This window comes from Dehalococcoidia bacterium (assembly GCA_035528575.1).
GTDB lineage: Bacteria > Chloroflexota > Dehalococcoidia > E44-bin15 > E44-bin15 > DATKYK01.
This window is the reverse complement of sequence record DATKYK010000042.1, coordinates 1-16,129: the sequence shown is the minus strand read 5'-3', so window position 1 is coordinate 16,129 and position 16,129 is coordinate 1. Positions and strand designations below refer to the sequence as shown.

The following is a 16,129-nucleotide window of genomic DNA, read 5'->3' as shown; positions in this document are numbered from 1 at the left end:
TTTCCTCTAATACTTCGGTGACAAGCAGGCGGCTGCTGCCAGGTATCCTAACGGGGGCTTCACATAACAACCAGCGGTGATGGTGACTACGAGGAGCGTGAACGACACCACAGCAACACTGACTGATTTTGTCTTCATTTGTACTAGCCCTCCTTACCTCAGGCGAACAAAAGCCTTTCTCACCCCAGAAAGACTTAAGAAGGATTGGTCTTTGGCAACCCAGCCATCCTGTATATTCTTTTATAATAGGACCTGTAGCTTTGTGCCCCGCGATTGCTCACGGTTTGCCTTTCTCAAAATCATACATTAGGTTCTTAGCTTCACGCTTCAGGTGATTGGCAGTCGTGTGTCGCGTGCGAGTATAGTACTCCGCAGCTCTCTCATTGTCAATAAGTGTTGCATTGGGGCGATATAAGCACCAGGTAACATTAACAAACCATCAGATTGTCAACTGAAATTCTTGACAAAGCAAACCTAACCAACTAAAGTGTCTGCGCGTGTTGTAATCATAGGCCTCTGAATCGAAGTATAGTTAAAAATTGAAGAGAGAAAGAAACAGCGAGTCATATAAAAGTGGGCATTTGAGTCTAAGTGGATGAGCCAGCAAAATAAAGAGTGTTTCACCTCGTAAAGCTGAGACCTTACTCAATAAAGGTTAATCAGCGATTATTGGTATCCTGATAAAAATAACTCACCCTTTCTTCTCTCACCAACCTGACTGACCTCTAGACTGCACAATATGATGAAATGTCTGATATAGTAATATTGGATATAAAAAGGGGAGGCCATTGCCTCCCCTTTCGTTACTTACTACTAACCTTACCCTATACGCTTCCAGCCGCGGCCGAGAAGTAGACCCCCATCGACGAAGAGCGTAAACCCTGCTATGTACTCGGCAGCATCCGAGGCCAGGAAGAGAACTGCCCATGCAATATCCTCCGGCTTCCCCAGACGGCCCATCGGTATCCTGTCACCGAAAGAATCGAGGCTGTAGCCTCCGGTCAGTTCCCGCGCACCCGGGGTATCGGTCAATCCGGGAGCAATTGCATTGACATTTATCTTGTATTGGGAAAGCTCCTTGGCCAGGCCCCTGGTGAAGTTGATTACCGCGCCCTTGGATGCATGGTAGTGGGTGCGCCCGGCGGTGATGGGGAACTCCCCTTCGATGGAGGCGGTGTTGACGATCTTCCCCCCTTTACCCTGCTTTACCATCTGTCTGGCCACCGCCTGTGCGCAGAGAAATTGTCCCTTGATGTTGGTATCCTGCACCCGGTCCCATTCCTCTTCGGTTATATCGAGGAAAAGACTGTACGGAAAGAAGCCGGCATTGTTCACCAGGATATCTATCTTGCCGAACTTATCTACGGTCGCATCGACCACCTTCTGGACATCAGTGGCCTTGCCGACATCGGCGGTAACCGCCAGGCCCTTCCTACCCGTTGCCTCGATGTCCTTGACTACCTTGTCTATTTCGGCCTTGGTGCGGCTGGTGACCACCACGTCGGCGCCCGCATCGGCAAACCCCAGTGCGATGGCCGGGCCAATGCCCCTGCCGCCACCGGTAACGATGGCTACCTTCCCGGTGAAGTCCAGCAACTCCTGTATCTTGCTCAGGCCCATTATAAAAACCTCCTTTTTAAACCCTTTCTTTAGTTAGCCTGCTTGGCTCAATCGAGTCCAAGCAACCACCAGTTAACGGAATAACTTACTGTATTGGATGAGAATGCTGAAATAGTCTCAATCAACCCCCTAATCCCCCAATCTTGGGGGACATTTTAAATCTAACCCGATACATCGGGGAGACCCCCAGCCCCGATTATATCGGGGCACCTCTTTTTCAGCGGTCTCTGGGTTTATAGTCCCTGTTCTTTGTATTCCCTCGACATCTTTATATAGATCTCTACGCTCTGCCTGGTGATAGCGATCCTATCCTCTGACACCTCACCTTTGGCTTTGGCGGGCACGCCGACCACGAAGGTGCGGTCGGGTACCTTCATCCCCGGTGTTACCAGCGCGCCGGCACCGACTACGCAGAAATCTCCTATCTCGGCATACTCCGATAGGGTGGCGTGGTTGCCGATTAGCGTGGTGTCCCCGATGCGGCTGCAGTGGACTACGACGTTATGCCCGATGTGTACGTTATCGCCGATAGACATCGGAGTTCCGGTGTGCACAAGGCCGTTGTCCTCGATCTGGGTGTTCTTGCCGATAACTATCGGGGCGTGGTCTCCCCGGATCACTGTCCCCGGCCAGACACTGGAGTTCTCGCCTATCTCCACATCCCCGACTACATAGGCCGCTTCACTTATAAATGCTGTCTGGTGTATCTTCGGTGTCTTACCGTTAAAGGTCCTTATCATGTTAAAAGCTCTGGATTTAGAGTCCGTGCTCTTTGTATTCTTTGGCCAGCACTATGTTAAAGAGCAACGCTAGACTAATTATGTCAGTCCTCTCCTGAGGAACCTCGCCCTTGATCCTGGCGGGCACGCCGATGGCGAATGTCCTCTCCGGGATCTTCATGCCCATATTGACCAGCGCGTTGGCGCCCACAATGCAATAGCTACCTATCTCCGCATTGTCCAGCAGTGTGGCGTTGTTTCCCACGAGCACGTTGTCGCCTATACGGGCGCAGTGCACTACCACATTGTGCCCGATGAGCACATTTTCGCCTATGGTCATCGGCACGCCGCTGTGCACCGTGCAGTTGTCCTCGATCTGGGTGTTTTTCCCTATTGTTATTTTTGCGCTATCGCCCCTTATAACCGTCCCCGGCCATATGCCCGAGCCTTCGCCTATCTCCACATCTCCCACTATGTATGCTTCTTTGCTGACAAACGCCGTCTCATGTATCTTGGGAGTATTTCCCCTGAAGGATTTTATCACTATCACCCCCTTGACTGGGCCACAGTATAGCATAGCGTAATAGTCAGCGATGTTCAAGTGAGGGTCAGGTGATCTCGTTCAGATAGATAGTTGATACCCGGTATCGTGGGTTTCGTTTCACTCATCATTGCGAGCCCCAAGTTAGGCCGAATTGTCCCCCGAGGTCGACAGGTCGGCCGACACTTCGGCCTATATCGGGGTCGGGGCACGGCAATCCCCACATTGGCATACTAACCCGGAGATTGCCACGTCCCCCGATAAATCGGGGTCCTCGCAATGACGGGTAAAAGCTGGTGAACGGTGATATGCCACCAGTGTACTGGACGAGTACGTCAGCTTGTCCCTGACCTCCGTTTGTGTTAAACTTCTACGATTGAGGAGGCAGAATGAAGGGACGCGTCTTTTCTGGAGCCAGGCCGACGGGAAGGCAGCACATCGGCAATTACCTGGGGGCAATTCAGAACTACGTCAAGCTTCAGCAGGATTACGAGTGCATCTATTGCATCGTTGATATCCACGCCCTGACCACCCTGGAGGATACCGATAAGCTCCAGGGGAACATTCGCGAGATGATGCTGGACTGGCTGGCGGCAGGTCTCGATCCCCAGAAGAGCATCCTGTTTGTCCAGTCGCATGTGCCCCAGGTGATGGAGCTTCACACCCTGCTCAGCATGGTCACACCGCTTGGCTGGCTCACCCGTGTGGCTACCTTTAAGGAGAAGGCCAGGATGCAGCCGGAGAACATAAACTATGGGCTGGTGGGCTACCCGGTGCTGATGACCGCAGACATTGTCTTATACAAGGCGCAAACCGTCCCCGTGGGTGAGGACCAGTTGCCACATCTGGAGCTGGCGCGGGAGATCGTGCGCCGCTTTAATTATATCTTCGGACCCACCTTCCCTGAGCCCCAGGCAAAGCTAACCGATGCTCCCATTATCGTGGGGCTGGACGGTGCAAGCAAGATGAGCAAGAGCCTTAACAACGAGATCGAGCTAGCCGCCTCGCCCGAGGAGACGCGGGAGCGGGTGATGGGTGCCTTCACCGACCCCGCCCGCAAATATCGCCGCGACCCGGGGCATCCTCAGGTATGCAATATATATAACCTGCATCGATTTATTACTCGCCCCTTGTATGACACTCAAATTAGGAACATATTCGATGACTGCCAGGGGGCGAAAATAGGTTGCGTTGAGTGCAAGAAATTCCTCGCTGATAATATAAATAAGTATTTTAAGTCCTTCCGCGAGCGGCGCGCTGCGCTTGCCGCAGATCCCCAGTACGTCGAGGAGGTGATTGCAGATGGTGCCCTCCGCGCCCATGCCATCGCCGCCGAGACACTGAGAGAGGTCAAAGAGAGGATGGGGCTTATCTAGGATGACAATGGGCGATTTGCCATTAGGCAGGAGCGGCAGGGGGGCTTATGAGGTGGCAGTTCAGGCGGTGAGGGAGGCGGGAGACATCATTATGGCCCACTTCCACGGCGAGAAGCGCATTTCCTATAAAGAGGGGAGGAGCAACATCGTCACCGATGTCGATGTGCTGGCGGAGGAGAAGATTTCGGCGCTCCTTCAATACGAATACCCCCACTTTAGCATAATGACCGAGGAATCTGCGGACATCGCCGGCGATTCGTCCTATACCTGGATCATCGATCCCATTGACGGCACCCGTAACTATGCCTATGGCATCCCCCACTTCTGCGTAGCCCTCGCCCTGGCGCGGGGAGAGGAGCTTCTTCTGGGTATCAGCTACGACCCGGTGAGGAAGGAGCTATTCAGGGCGGAGAAAGGGCAGGGGGCTTTCTTAAACGATTCCCCCATCGCCGTATCTACCAGAACATCGCTTGGGGAATCCCTCGTCGGCTTCGACATGGGATACGATGCTGAGATAGGGCAGGAGATTCTGGGGGTTGCGAGTGCCCTCTGGCCCGGGGTGGTGAGCGTGAGGGTGATGGGCTCGGCGGCGCTGGGGTTGGCCTATACCGCCTGCGGTCGCCTTGATCTGTACATTCACCTTGCCCTATACCCCTGGGACCTGGCGAGCGGCATCCTCCTGGTGAGCGAGGCGGGGGGAGTGGTCACCGAGCTTGACGGGCAGCCGGTCGGCATTCAAAGCAAGAGTGTCATCGCCACCAACAGGAAGATCCATCAGGACTTCATGGGTCGGTCCAGGGGCTAGCCATTAGGTTATGCTTCACGGCTCTAGATCACAGTAGTAAAACGAATCCCTTTTGACCACCTCGCCGATTCTATATGATATCTTTTTCCGGAATATGGGTCCTTCGTATACAAAGGAGTGGAACTCGCCGTTTTCTCCATTGGGATCGACGATGGCCGGCAGTTCAGCCAGGAACTCTCCATCGAACAATCTCCCCACAAATTTTTTATCCAGAGCTTTCGTATCAACACAGGTGACGATAGCCTTGAAGCCAGAATCGATAAACGCTTGTGGGAGATTATCTTTTCCCCAGAGGGGGAAAACGCCTTTCATCCCTACCCTTGCCAGGTTCTCCTCGCGGTATTTCCTGATGTCTTCCAGGAATATATCGCCAAACACCACGGCATTAACGCCCGATTGCTGAAACTGGAGTAGCACCTCTTTCATTTGAGATTCATATTCCTCGTAGGAGCCATTTTTAGATATTAACACCTTGGAGATGGGCAGACCTATGGCGCCGGCTTGCTGTTCCAGTAAGGCTTCCCGCACGCCGTGCATGCTGATGCGGTGATAGTCCTCGGTTACCGTGGTAAGCAGACCCACGATTTCATATCGCTGGTCCTGGCTGATCGCGTGGAGGGCCAGCGCGCTGTCCTTGCCCCCGCTCCATGAGAGCAGTACTTTTTCGCGCATCATCGTGGTGAAAGGGCGAAAGAGGAGATATCCAGAAACCGGTATCCCTCCCTTAACACCTTCTCGCTATCGATTATATCTATCCGCCGCTTGAAGATGGGGCCGTTGGTGACAAGGGTATGGTACTCCCCCATCTCCCCGCAGGGGTGGAAATCTTTACTCTGAAGCTCTTGTATAAAACCCTCATCCATCTTCCGGCCGAGCCACTCTTCGCCGAAGAGCTCCGCCTTGGCACACACCACGATCGCCTCGAAGCCGGCGTCGATAAACTCGGTGAGGAGCCCTTGCGGCGTACCGCCCCCCAGCGGCGATATGGGCCTCACCTCAAGCTCAGCCGAGACCCGCTCTATCCAGTCCCTATGCTCCTCGATGCCGGCGTCGATGTCTCCGAATACCACTGCGCTTACCCCGTGCTGCTTCAGATCCACTACCGCCCGCTTGAACTCATCCTCGTATGTCTCCCACGTGGTTTTCCGCTGCACGATGGGTATCTCAAGGGCCTCGGCCTGGGCCGCTATCAACCTTGGGTCAAGGCCATGGGACATGCTCCTTGAGGCATCGCGGTTGATGAGGTTCAAGAGGCAGTGGATGTGGAGACCGCTCCTGATAGCGCGGAAGAGCGAAAGTGCGCTGTCCTTGCCACCGCTCCACGATACGGCAACCTTTAGCCCTCGGTTCATCACGTGCGGTGGCTTCTGACGAAGCGTCCCATCCGCTCCAGTGCCTCCTCGATCTCCTCCATTGATGTGGCGTAGCAGCAGCGGACGTAGCCCTCGCCGCACTCGCCGAAGGCATCGCCGGGGACCACGGCCACATGCCCCTCGAGAAGCAGCCTCTCGGCAAAGTCCTCAGATGAAAGCCCGGTGCCCTTTATCGAGGGGAAGGCGTAGAACGCCCCCCGTGGCTCGAAGCAGGCAAGCCCTATGCTGTTGAATCCTTCGACCATTACTCGGCGGCGCTGGTCATACTCCGCAACCATCTCCTCGACCTGGGGCTCCCCACCGCGGAGCGCCTCGATCGCCGCCTTCTGGGCCATTATCGGGGCGCATAGAATGGTGTACTGGTGAATCTTCATCATAGCCTCGATGATAGCCTCCCGTGCCGCGGCATACCCGATGCGCCAGCCGGTCATGGCATACGCCTTGGAGAAGCCGCCGAGGTGAATGGTGCGCTCCTGCATTCCGGGCAGGGAGGCGAAGCAGGTGTGCTCTACCCCGTAAACCAGTCGCTCGTAGACCTCATCTGAGATCACTATAAGGTCGTGTCGCTGGGCAACATCTGCCACCTTTTTTAGTCCGGCGCGGTCCATCACCCCGCCGGTGGGGTTGCTGGGGTAGCCCAGCATGAGTGCCTTGGTTCTGGGGGTAACCCGCTTCTCGATATCGTCCGCGCTTACCTTGAACTCGTTCTCGACATAGGTGGGAACCGGGACGAACCTCCCCCCGGCCAGCATGGCGCAGGGCATGTAGGATACATAGCTCGGCTGGTGGCCGATAACCTCATCCCCGGGGTCGATGACAGCACGCATCGCCAGGTCAAGCCCCTCGCTGACGCCCACGGTGATTAGTATCTCCTTTTGGGGGTCGTAGACCAGCCCGTAGCGGCCATTTAGATAGCGGGCGATCTCCTCCCGCAGCTCCAGCAGACCGTAGTTAGAGGTGTAGGAGGTATATCCCTGCTCCAGTGAGTATATCCCCGACTCGCGGATGTGCCAGGGGGTGACGAAGTCAGGCTCGCCGACGCCCAGGGAGATGACCCCCTCCAGCGAGGCCAGGATGTCGAAGAACCTCCTGATCCCCGATGGCGATATGTCCCTCACCCTTTTGGAGATCACATTTCGCTTTTTCATTTTTTGCCCTTTCACACTGTAAGGCAATCATCATGCAATTTTAGGATTTACCGTCTATTCAGTAGCACCCATCGTAATATTGCTAAGGCATGATGGGCACGCGCTTCAGCCGCTCCTCACCTTCCAGCACCTCGCCGTCCTCCTTATAGCGCTTGAGCAGGAAATGGGTCACCGTACCCTGTACCCCTTCAAGGGGGGCGAGTTTCTGGGTGACGAAGGAAGCGACCTCCTGCATTGTCTTACCTGCTACCAGCACGGCGAGGTCATAAGTGCCTGACATCAGGTATACCGAGCGCGCCTCGGGGAATCGATAGATCCGCTCGGCGATGGCGTCGAACCCGACATCGCGCTGGGGTACCAGCCTCACCTCAACCAGGGCTACCACCTGCCCCTCGCCCAGCCTATCCCAGTTGACTATCGCCTTGTATTTAATGATGGTGTGGTCGCGCTCTGCCTGCTTGATCGCCGCTTTCACTTTAGCGAGGGGGATACCGGTCATGGTGGCGATACGCTGGGGGCTCTTGCGAGCGTCCTCTTCCAGGATTTGAAAGATCTCATTCATATTATCCTCCCTCTTGCGTTTTATTCGCTCTTTCTCAAACGATTTCTCTAAAGGAGATTGCTGAAATAGTCTCAATCAACCCCCAAATCCCCCAATCTTGGGGGACTTATTAAAGCTGCCCCGATACATCGGGGAGACCCCCGGCCCCGATTATATCGGGGCACCTCTTTTTCAGCAGTCTCTTATAGTACGTAAAACTGATCATGATGGCATGATATAGCTCAGCTTCTGGCTCAGTGCCGCCGGCTTGAATCCGAAGTGGCGCTCCACCGAATCAAGGTCGGTGGTATTGTCCAGGTCCATTTGTTTAAGCTCTACTGAGGTTATCGGCGGGTTGCTCATGGCTCTTTCCATCGCCGGCACCACCAGTCGCATCAAGGTGATGGGGATGTTAACCCTGACACGCCGGGCGCCCAGGGCATGAATAACAGCATCCAGCATCTCCCGGTAGGTGAGGTGCTCCGGCCCACCTATATCATAGGTTTTTCCGTTCTCACAGCCCTTACCTCTATCATGTAGTGCCCCAATTATGCAGGATACCACATCCTCCACCCAGATAGGCTGGAAGCGAGTCTTCCCCCCGCCGGGTAGGGGAGCGATCAAGGGCAACATGTTGAGCGACCGTATCATGCTGTCAACGAAGCTGTAGCCGTAGCCCTGGCCAAAGATGACCGATGGCCTGAAGATGGTATAGTCCAGGTTGCTGCTTCGCAGTGCCTCCTCCCCCTGCCACTTGGAATAGGTATAGCGGTACCCGGGATCAGGACTGGCACCCAGGGCACTTACATGGATGAACCGCTTAACGCCTGAGGCCAGGGCAGCCTCTACCATATTCCCTGTTCCCTGAGCGTTAACCCCGTGGAAAGTGGCCGCTTTACTCTCCCTGATTATCGCCACCAGGTGGATGACGGTGTCCGCGCCCTGCATTGCCTCTCTCAGGCTTTGAGGCCGGGTCACATCTCCCGGTGCCAGCTCTACCCCCTGCTCCCGCAGCGCCTGCGCCCTGGACTTTTCGGGATTTCTCACCAGGCATTTTATCTTCCCATGGCCTTTTTCGCCACTTGCCAGCCTGGGGATGAGGTAGCTGCCCACAAAGCCGGTTCCACCGCTAACCAGGATCATCGTCCACATCCCTTTTGCGCCAGGACGCCGAAGGTAGTGAAGTATCTGCCACGGTAGTTACACCTCTGGGGGTCATGGAGCACCAGGCCTGGCCGGTAGTCATAGCCATTCACCAGGGCAAGGCCAGCCTGCCTGATGGTGTTTACGAATATCTCCTCGATGTCATGGATGCTGTAGGCAGCGCCGATGCCATCGTATATCGTCCCCAGACTCCAGTTATCCGTCTTCTGACGCCGCGGCTCATAGGCGTCCGAGGTAATGTATAGATATCCGCCCTCCTTGAGCACCCGCCCCATCTCGGCAAGGGCTGTACGGGTTAGTGCGATGAAATCCAGGTACGGAATGGGCTTCCAATTTGGGGTTACATCCAGATGCTCGATGGTAGAAATACAGGTTACCAGGTCGAATTTTTCATTCTTATATGGCATCTGTAGCATGGTGCCGCAGTGGACGGCGACGCTGTTTTCTCGGCAGCTTCTTCTGAAGCCCTCCTTATCCGGCGCCATCGGCTGGGGGTAGTCGATGGTGGCGACCGATGCCCCTTTTTTCGCTAGAAAGAGGCAGAAGGTGCTATCCCCCGGTCCCACATCGAGCACCTGAAGCCCGCCGAAGTCGCCGATGAAGCTCACTAGCTTGCCATATTCCCATGCCTTGAGCCCATCGATGGCGCTATCGGAAAGGCGGTTTTTCAGATATGAGTCAAAAGCCGTTATCTCGCTGGTCTCCCTGGCAAGCAGTGCCAGCTCCCTCTTATCGATGAAGGTATTCACTAAACCTCGCATAGCGACCACGAATCCTCCCGCTCATCATAGTAAATATCGAACCGCTTCTCACCTTTTTCGCCCTTTTCGCCCGTAGCTCGCACTATGAAGTGTTTTTGTCGCGGTTCAAGCCATTCTTTTTCTATTTCATTCACTTCATACTGCTTACCCCGCCAAACGAACGAAGCGGGGCGGTCGGCATAGCTGCGCCCGGAGTAGCAGGTGACCTGGATTGGTCGGTGAGCATCTATTTCAAACATAAAATTGCCACCGGAAGAGATCTCGTACTATCTCCTGGTTAAATCAGGGAAAGCGTTCTTCAGCGGAGAGGTGCTTGTTGAAACTGGCGCTGTCGCTGGCGGCATCCAATCTCCGGCCTTAGAAACGCTTTTCATGGAACTGCCGTGCGGCTGGCTCATTCGAAAGATATGCTCAAGGAGTAATTGCCGCTTCCTGCCTCCTGCTCTACCCTAACAAACCAGTATCCAGTCGTTGAATTATTATAGGAGATAGTATCCGGTTGATAACCGGCCTTGGTGGAACTGGCCCGGGTTGTCCCGTAAGGGTCCTCAAGGTAGAGATCGAAGTTGGCACCAAATGATGGTGTCATGGAAACATTGATGGTGCCGGGTGCAGTAATAAGGAAGGTATAGTAGTCCCAACTGTCAACAATAGCCTCATCGAGGTAACCGGTTCCGGTAGCAGGAAGGGCGATGCTGGCAGCGGTCTCTGGGGTGTTACCGGCATCGCCTCCTGTGTTCATATCGTTCTGGAATATAGGGTTAAATGATATGCTAAGGGAGTAGTTGCCGCTTCCCGCCTCCTGGTCTACCCCTACAAACCAGTATTCAGTTTCCGCCACCTGGTAAGAGATCGACTCCTTTTCATAGCCGGACCTGTTGGAGCTGGCCACGGTGGTACCAGTAGGGTTCTTCAGGCACAGGTTGAAGTTAGCACCAAATGATGGTGTCATGGAGACATTTATGGTGCCCGGCGCGGAGATATTGAAGGTATAGTAGTCCTGATTGTCCCCGGGGACTTCATTGAGGTAACCGGTGCCACTGGCGGTAAGAGAAATTCTAGCGGCAGTCTCCATGTTGTTACCGGCGTCTCCGCCGGTATTCATATCATTGTAAGCGATGGTGGGGACTGGTGTCGGCGTGGGTGTTGGACTCGGTTCCTGGGAGCAGGCGAATGCGGACACCAGCAGGGTGCCCAGGAGCAATGATAAGACAACCTTTGTGATCCTCATTATGTACCTCCTTTGCTTTGGCTTTGCCGATTATGAACTGGATTTTTACTGTACATCACGCCCTTTGTAATTTGGTGTCCCCCGCTCGCCGCAGCGAGTCGCCTGCTCGTAGGGCATAGCAACTGACTTTCCCTTTTTATCCTAGTCTTGTGAGCACGACGTGCCACATGTGCACCCTCAGCACCGGTTCCTGATGCAAACCTCCCCCTCCGGTTCGCTGTTCACCCACCAGTCGCACCTGCTATCGATGCCGGGGACGCTATCCATATATTTGGGAACAAGCTGTGTCCACAGAATATCTCCTGGCCGGCCGTCAGAGGTAGGCCACTTTCTTGTATTATTGTGATAATCACTGACGGCGTCCTGAATGGCATCGTTTGCTTGCTGGCACGACAGCACCACTGTTGGCGGCGGTGTCGGCGATGCTGTTGGTGTGGGTCCCGCTGCTGAACCTTCATAACGGATAAACCCCACAAGCAACAGGACGCCGAGAAGAAGTATGGAGAAGTGCCCGATAATTGGCCAGTATTTCCATTCCATTACTTTCCCTCCTCTCCGGTGTCAAGGATGAAAATGGCAGTAACCACCAGGAATATCACCAGATATAACCACATGGATACTTATCCCCCTTTCAAATTTCCAGCCACCGCACCCCCTTTTTCAAGCTGCGGCCGCCGCTCCCACCACCCGGTTGCCTGTTCGTAGGCGAAGCCGATGCGGAGGAGCATCTCCTCGCTGAAGGGCTTGCCCAGAATCTGCATCCCAACCGGCAGCCCATCGCAGAAGCCGGCGGGGACGGAAAGGCCGGGTATGCCGGCGATGTTTATGGGCAGGGTACAGACATCGCTCAGGTACATCTGGAGCGGGTCATCCACCTTCTCCCCGATCTTGAAGGGCACCGTGGGCGAGGTGGGGGTTATCAGCGCATCGTAGCGCTCAAAGGCCTGCTCGAACTCCCGCCTGATCAGGGTGCGCACCTTTTGCGCCTTTAGGTAGTAGGCATCGTAGTAGCCGGCGGAGAGGGCATAGGTGCCCAGTATGATGCGCCGTTTCACCTCGGGGCCAAAGCCATAGCCCCTTGTCTTCTCCATATCATCCCACATGCTCTCGCCGTCATATGAGAATCCGTACTTCACCCCATCGTAGCGGGCGAGGTTGGCCATCGCCTCCGAGGGGGCGATAATGTAGTAAGCGGCCAGGCCGTATTTGGTATGGGGCAGCGACACCTCCCAATCCACCGTTGCCCCCAGCTCCTCCAGCGCGGCGATGGCGGTGCGCATTGCCTCCTCCACCCCCCTTTGCATCCCCTCAAGGAAGTACTCCCTGGGGACGCCCAGATTAAGCCCCTTGAGATCGGGTATGAGAGCTCTCGTGTAGTCAGGGACGGGATAGTTTGCCGAGGTCGAATCCCTGGGGTCGTACCCGGCGATAGCATTCATCACCAGCGCCGAGTCGGTAACATCCCTGGTAAGCGGTCCTATCTGGTCCAGGGAGCTGGCGAAGGCCACCAGGCCGTATCTGGAGACCCGGCCGTAGGTGGGCTTTAGGCCCACCACGTTGCAGAATCCGGCTGGCTGGCGAATGCTTCCCCCGGTATCGGAGCCTATGGCGTAGACCGCCTCACCGGTGGCTACCGCTACCGCCGGCCCCCCGCTCGAGCCACCGGGGACCCGCTCCAGGTCCCACGGGTTACAGGTGGGGAAGAACGCAGAGTGCTCGTTGGATGAGCCCATGGCGAACTCGTCCATATTTCCCTTGCCCACCATCACCATGCCGGCATCCCTCAGCTTCTCAACCACCGTGGCGTCATAAGGGGGGACGAAATTCTCCAGCATCCTCGATGAGCAGGTGGTGACGACTGCCTTGGTGCACATATTATCCTTGATGAGCACCGGGACACCGGTCAGGGGGGTTAGCTCCCCCCTCTTGATTCGCTCATCTGCCTGCGCTGCCTGGTGAAGCGCCTCGTCCTCGGTCACGGTAACGAAGGCATGAACCCTTTTTTCCACCCGGGCTATGCGCTCCAGCACTGCCCTGGTTAGCTCCAGAGAGGAGAGCTCTCTTTTCTTGAGAAGCTGGTGAGCCTGGTGAATGGTAAGGTCGTAGCGGTTCAAGTTACTCCCCTTTTTTCGACCTGCGCGATAGTCAACTCCTCTATTACCTGCTGATTTTTGTGATCGCGGTTCTCATTGCTCCAGCACTGCCTTCACCCTGAAGTAACCCTCCTCCTGATGAGGGGCGTTGGCGAGAATATCGCTCTGGGGGAGTGAGGGTGCTACCTCGTCCTCCCCAACCACGTTCTCCAGCGGGATGGGGTATGCTGTAGGGGGGACATCGCTGGTATCGACCTGCTGCATAACCTCGAAGTTCTCCAGGATATGGGAAAGCTGCTCCTGGAATCTCTCCATCTCCTCCTCGGAGAGGCTCAACCGGCAAAGGGTGGCAAGGCGCAATACCTCTTCACGACTTAGCTTCATTTTCCCCACTCAATTAGCTGCAGTGTAGCTGATTATAGCACCTAACCATTGGAATGAGCAACACCTGTGCTGGAGAAGGGGGAATTGGTGATTAGTAGATTGGGGATAGTTGATGGCCGTTGGTTTCTTCTATGTTGTCATGCTGAACTTGTTTCAGCATCCCCGTATTAACCTTGAGATTCCGAAACAGGTTCTGAATGACATGGAACGTAGCTCTATTTTTGTGGCAATGACAGTTCCAATAGGAAGATGGTGACGGGTCGCCGGTGAGCCTCAGCGGTATCAGCATTGTCAGCTATTCCCCAAAAGGGTTATAATGGGCGGGATGAGGCCCAGGAAGAGGGCAGAACAGATATCCGCATTGAGGGAAGGGGGATAGTCGATGCCGCAATATACCACTGAGCAGATGCGCAACGTGGTGCTGCTTTCCCACTCGGGTGCTGGCAAGACCTCGCTCTCCGAGGCGATGCTCTATAGCTCAGGGGCGATCACCCGCTTGGGCAGGGTGGAACAGGGGAACACTACCTCGGACTACGACCCTGATGAGGTCAAGCGCAAGATTAGCATCTACCTCTCACTAATTCCCTGCCAGTGGCAGGGGCTCAAGGTGAATCTCTTTGACACCCCGGGCTACGCCGACTTCGTGGGCGAGGTCAGGGCTGCGGTGCGCGTTGCCGATGGGGCGGTCATCGTGGTATGTGCCTCATCCGGCGTGGAGGTGGGGACCGAGCTGGTCTGGGGCTATGCCGAGGAGCGAAACATCCCCCGTCTGGTATTTATTAACAAGATCGATAGGGAGAATGCCGACTTCCTCAAGGTTTTAGAGGGGATTCAGGGGAGTTTGGGGAAGCAGTGTCTACCCATACAGCTCCCCATCGGTGCTCAGGAGAATTTCGAGGGGGTGGTCGACCTCGTTACCATGAAGGCTTATTTGAAGGATAAGGAGGGGGAGATCCCCGATTCCCTGAAGAGTGAGGCTGAAGAATTTCGTGAGAAGCTGGTAGAGACGGTGGCGGAAACAGACGATAACCTTATTACCAAATACCTGGAGGGCGAGGCGCTGACCGAGGAGGAGATCCGCCAGGGTCTGCGCGTGGCCACCCTTGGTGGGCAGGTAGTACCGGTTCTGGTGGGCGCGGCGCAGGAGAACATGGGCACTACCGGGCTTTTGGATGCCATTTGCCATTACCTGCCCTCCCCCAAAGATAGAGGGCAAATCTCGGCGACAGACCCCAAGTCAAAGCAGGAAGAAACCATCGACCCCGATGCAACCGCTCCCCTGTCTGCGCTGGTATTCAAGACCAGCGCAGACCCCTATGTAGGCAAGCTTACCTGCTTCAGGGTCTACTCCGGCACCCTCTACAGCGACTCCACCGTCTGGAATGCCACCAGGGATTGCCAGGAGCGCATCGGGCAGATCTTTATGCTTCGGGGTAAGGCTCAGGAGCCGGTGCCTCACCTGGTGGCGGGGGATGTCGGGGCGGTAGCCAAGTTGGCGGAGACCAGCACCGGTGATACCCTATCCGGGAAAGACCATCCCCTGATCCTGCCCGCTATTGAATTTCCCCTACCCTCCATGAGCGTGGCGGTACACCCCAAGACCAAGGAAGACCTGGATAAGCTGGGTTCATCACTCTCCAGGATCGCTGAAGAGGACCCCTCCCTGCGGGTTCGACGTGAGGCAGATACCTCGGAGACCATCCTCTCCGGCATGGGCGAGACCCACCTGGAGGTGGTAGCGGATAAGATGCAGCGCAAGTTCGGGGTATCGGTCAGGATAGAGACCCCCAGGGTTCCCTACAAAGAAACAGTCACCAGTTCGACAAGGGCGGAATACAAGCATAAGAAGCAAACGGGCGGGCATGGTCAGTATGCGCATGTCTTCTTGGAGGTGGAGCCACTGCCCCGGGGAGCGGGCTATGAGTTCAGCAACCGCATCGTGGGCGGGGCGGTGCCCAAGAACTACATCCCAGCCGTGGGGAAGGGGGTTTCTGAGGGACTTCAGGAGGGAGTGCTGGCGAGATATCCTGTGGTTGACATAAAAGTAACGCTCTACGATGGTAGTTATCACGCCGTCGATTCCTCGGATATGGCCTTCAAGATCGCTGGTTCCCACGCCGTGAGGAAGGGTCTTTCTGATGGGCAGCCGGTTTTACTTGAGCCAATAGTGAACATGAAAATCACCGTGCCCGAGAGCTACATTGGCGATATTATCGGTGATCTCAACAGCAAGCGGGGCAAGGTAATGGGCATGAACCCGCAGGGTGGGTGGAACGTGGTTGAGGCTCAGGCGCCCCTCCCTGAGGTTCAGCGCTATGCCATTGACCTGCGCTCCATGACCCAGGGTCGGGGCAGCTTCCAGATGGAGTTCAG

18 protein-coding genes and 1 riboswitch are annotated in these 16,129 nt (G+C 55.5%); of the genes, 3 read left to right on the top strand and 15 right to left on the bottom strand.

Annotated elements, in window-relative coordinates:
• Nucleotides 1–6: 6 nt before the first annotated feature.
• The 4 genes from VMX96_10635 to VMX96_10620 form a co-directional block, all read right to left on the bottom strand.
• Entirely contained in the window at nucleotides 7–138 is a 132-nt protein-coding gene (locus tag VMX96_10635) for a hypothetical protein (GenBank protein ID HUU64350.1), read from the bottom strand.
• A 72-nt stretch (nucleotides 139–210) separates the two neighbouring features.
• Nucleotides 211–299: riboswitch (cyclic di-GMP riboswitch) on the bottom strand.
• 520 nt (nucleotides 300–819) lie between these two features.
• A complete protein-coding gene (locus VMX96_10630; protein HUU64349.1) occupies nucleotides 820–1,620 on the bottom strand; it encodes an SDR family oxidoreductase in 801 nt (266 codons plus the stop codon).
• A 233-nt stretch (nucleotides 1,621–1,853) separates the two neighbouring features.
• A complete protein-coding gene (locus VMX96_10625) occupies nucleotides 1,854–2,360 on the bottom strand; it encodes a gamma carbonic anhydrase family protein (protein ID HUU64348.1) in 507 nt (168 codons plus the stop codon).
• Between the two features lie 16 nt (nucleotides 2,361–2,376).
• On the bottom strand, nucleotides 2,377–2,883 hold the full coding sequence (locus tag VMX96_10620) for a gamma carbonic anhydrase family protein (GenBank protein HUU64347.1): 507 nt from the start codon (nucleotides 2,881–2,883) through the stop codon (nucleotides 2,377–2,379).
• Between the two features lie 386 nt (nucleotides 2,884–3,269).
• Between VMX96_10620 and trpS the strand changes: the two genes are divergently transcribed.
• Nucleotides 3,270–4,256: a tryptophan--tRNA ligase gene (gene trpS, locus VMX96_10615; GenBank protein ID HUU64346.1), complete on the top strand. Its 987-nt coding sequence runs from the start codon at nucleotides 3,270–3,272 to the stop codon at nucleotides 4,254–4,256.
• A 1-nt stretch (nucleotide 4,257) separates the two neighbouring features.
• Entirely contained in the window at nucleotides 4,258–5,061 is an 804-nt protein-coding gene (locus tag VMX96_10610; protein ID HUU64345.1) for an inositol monophosphatase family protein, read from the top strand.
• Between the two features lie 15 nt (nucleotides 5,062–5,076).
• Here the strand turns inward: VMX96_10610 and VMX96_10605 are convergent, their stop codons facing one another.
• The 11 genes from VMX96_10605 to gatC all read right to left on the bottom strand — a co-directional run bounded on the left by VMX96_10605 (nucleotide 5,077) and on the right by gatC (nucleotide 13,756).
• Entirely contained in the window at nucleotides 5,077–5,736 is a 660-nt protein-coding gene (locus VMX96_10605) for a diphthine--ammonia ligase (GenBank protein ID HUU64344.1), read from the bottom strand.
• Nucleotides 5,733–6,413, bottom strand: a complete 681-nt coding sequence (locus VMX96_10600; GenBank protein HUU64343.1) for a diphthine--ammonia ligase — start codon at nucleotides 6,411–6,413, stop codon at nucleotides 5,733–5,735. Before VMX96_10600 ends, VMX96_10605 begins: the two co-directional genes overlap by 4 nt.
• Nucleotides 6,413–7,582, bottom strand: coding sequence for an aminotransferase class I/II-fold pyridoxal phosphate-dependent enzyme (locus VMX96_10595; protein ID HUU64342.1), 1,170 nt, complete (start codon nucleotides 7,580–7,582; stop codon nucleotides 6,413–6,415). Before VMX96_10595 ends, VMX96_10600 begins: the two co-directional genes overlap by 1 nt.
• Before the next feature lie 82 nt (nucleotides 7,583–7,664).
• Entirely contained in the window at nucleotides 7,665–8,144 is a 480-nt protein-coding gene (locus VMX96_10590) for an Lrp/AsnC family transcriptional regulator (GenBank protein HUU64341.1), read from the bottom strand.
• A gap of 201 nt (nucleotides 8,145–8,345) precedes the next feature.
• Nucleotides 8,346–9,266, bottom strand: a complete 921-nt coding sequence (locus VMX96_10585; protein HUU64340.1) for a complex I NDUFA9 subunit family protein — start codon at nucleotides 9,264–9,266, stop codon at nucleotides 8,346–8,348.
• Nucleotides 9,263–10,048 (bottom strand): class I SAM-dependent methyltransferase, encoded by a 786-nt coding sequence (locus VMX96_10580; GenBank protein ID HUU64339.1) that lies wholly within the window; start codon nucleotides 10,046–10,048, stop codon nucleotides 9,263–9,265. Before VMX96_10580 ends, VMX96_10585 begins: the two co-directional genes overlap by 4 nt.
• Entirely contained in the window at nucleotides 10,036–10,287 is a 252-nt protein-coding gene (locus tag VMX96_10575) for a DUF6504 family protein (GenBank protein ID HUU64338.1), read from the bottom strand. The genes VMX96_10580 and VMX96_10575 overlap by 13 nt, the downstream gene beginning before the upstream one ends.
• 155 nt (nucleotides 10,288–10,442) lie before the next feature.
• Entirely contained in the window at nucleotides 10,443–11,279 is an 837-nt protein-coding gene (locus VMX96_10570) for a PPC domain-containing protein (protein ID HUU64337.1), read from the bottom strand.
• Between the two features lie 177 nt (nucleotides 11,280–11,456).
• Complete coding sequence (locus VMX96_10565) at nucleotides 11,457–11,819, bottom strand: hypothetical protein (protein HUU64336.1); 363 nt, start codon at nucleotides 11,817–11,819, stop codon at nucleotides 11,457–11,459.
• Nucleotides 11,820–11,899: 80 nt separating this feature from the next.
• Complete coding sequence (gene gatA / locus VMX96_10560; GenBank protein ID HUU64335.1) at nucleotides 11,900–13,393, bottom strand: Asp-tRNA(Asn)/Glu-tRNA(Gln) amidotransferase subunit GatA; 1,494 nt, start codon at nucleotides 13,391–13,393, stop codon at nucleotides 11,900–11,902.
• Nucleotides 13,394–13,465: 72 nt separating this feature from the next.
• Nucleotides 13,466–13,756, bottom strand: coding sequence for an Asp-tRNA(Asn)/Glu-tRNA(Gln) amidotransferase subunit GatC (gene gatC / locus VMX96_10555; GenBank protein HUU64334.1), 291 nt, complete (start codon nucleotides 13,754–13,756; stop codon nucleotides 13,466–13,468).
• A 382-nt stretch (nucleotides 13,757–14,138) separates the two neighbouring features.
• On the opposite strand from gatC, the gene fusA reads away from it, so the two are divergent.
• Nucleotides 14,139–16,129 (top strand): elongation factor G (gene fusA, locus VMX96_10550; GenBank protein ID HUU64333.1); only part of this gene is annotated, 1,991 nt, incomplete at its 3' end.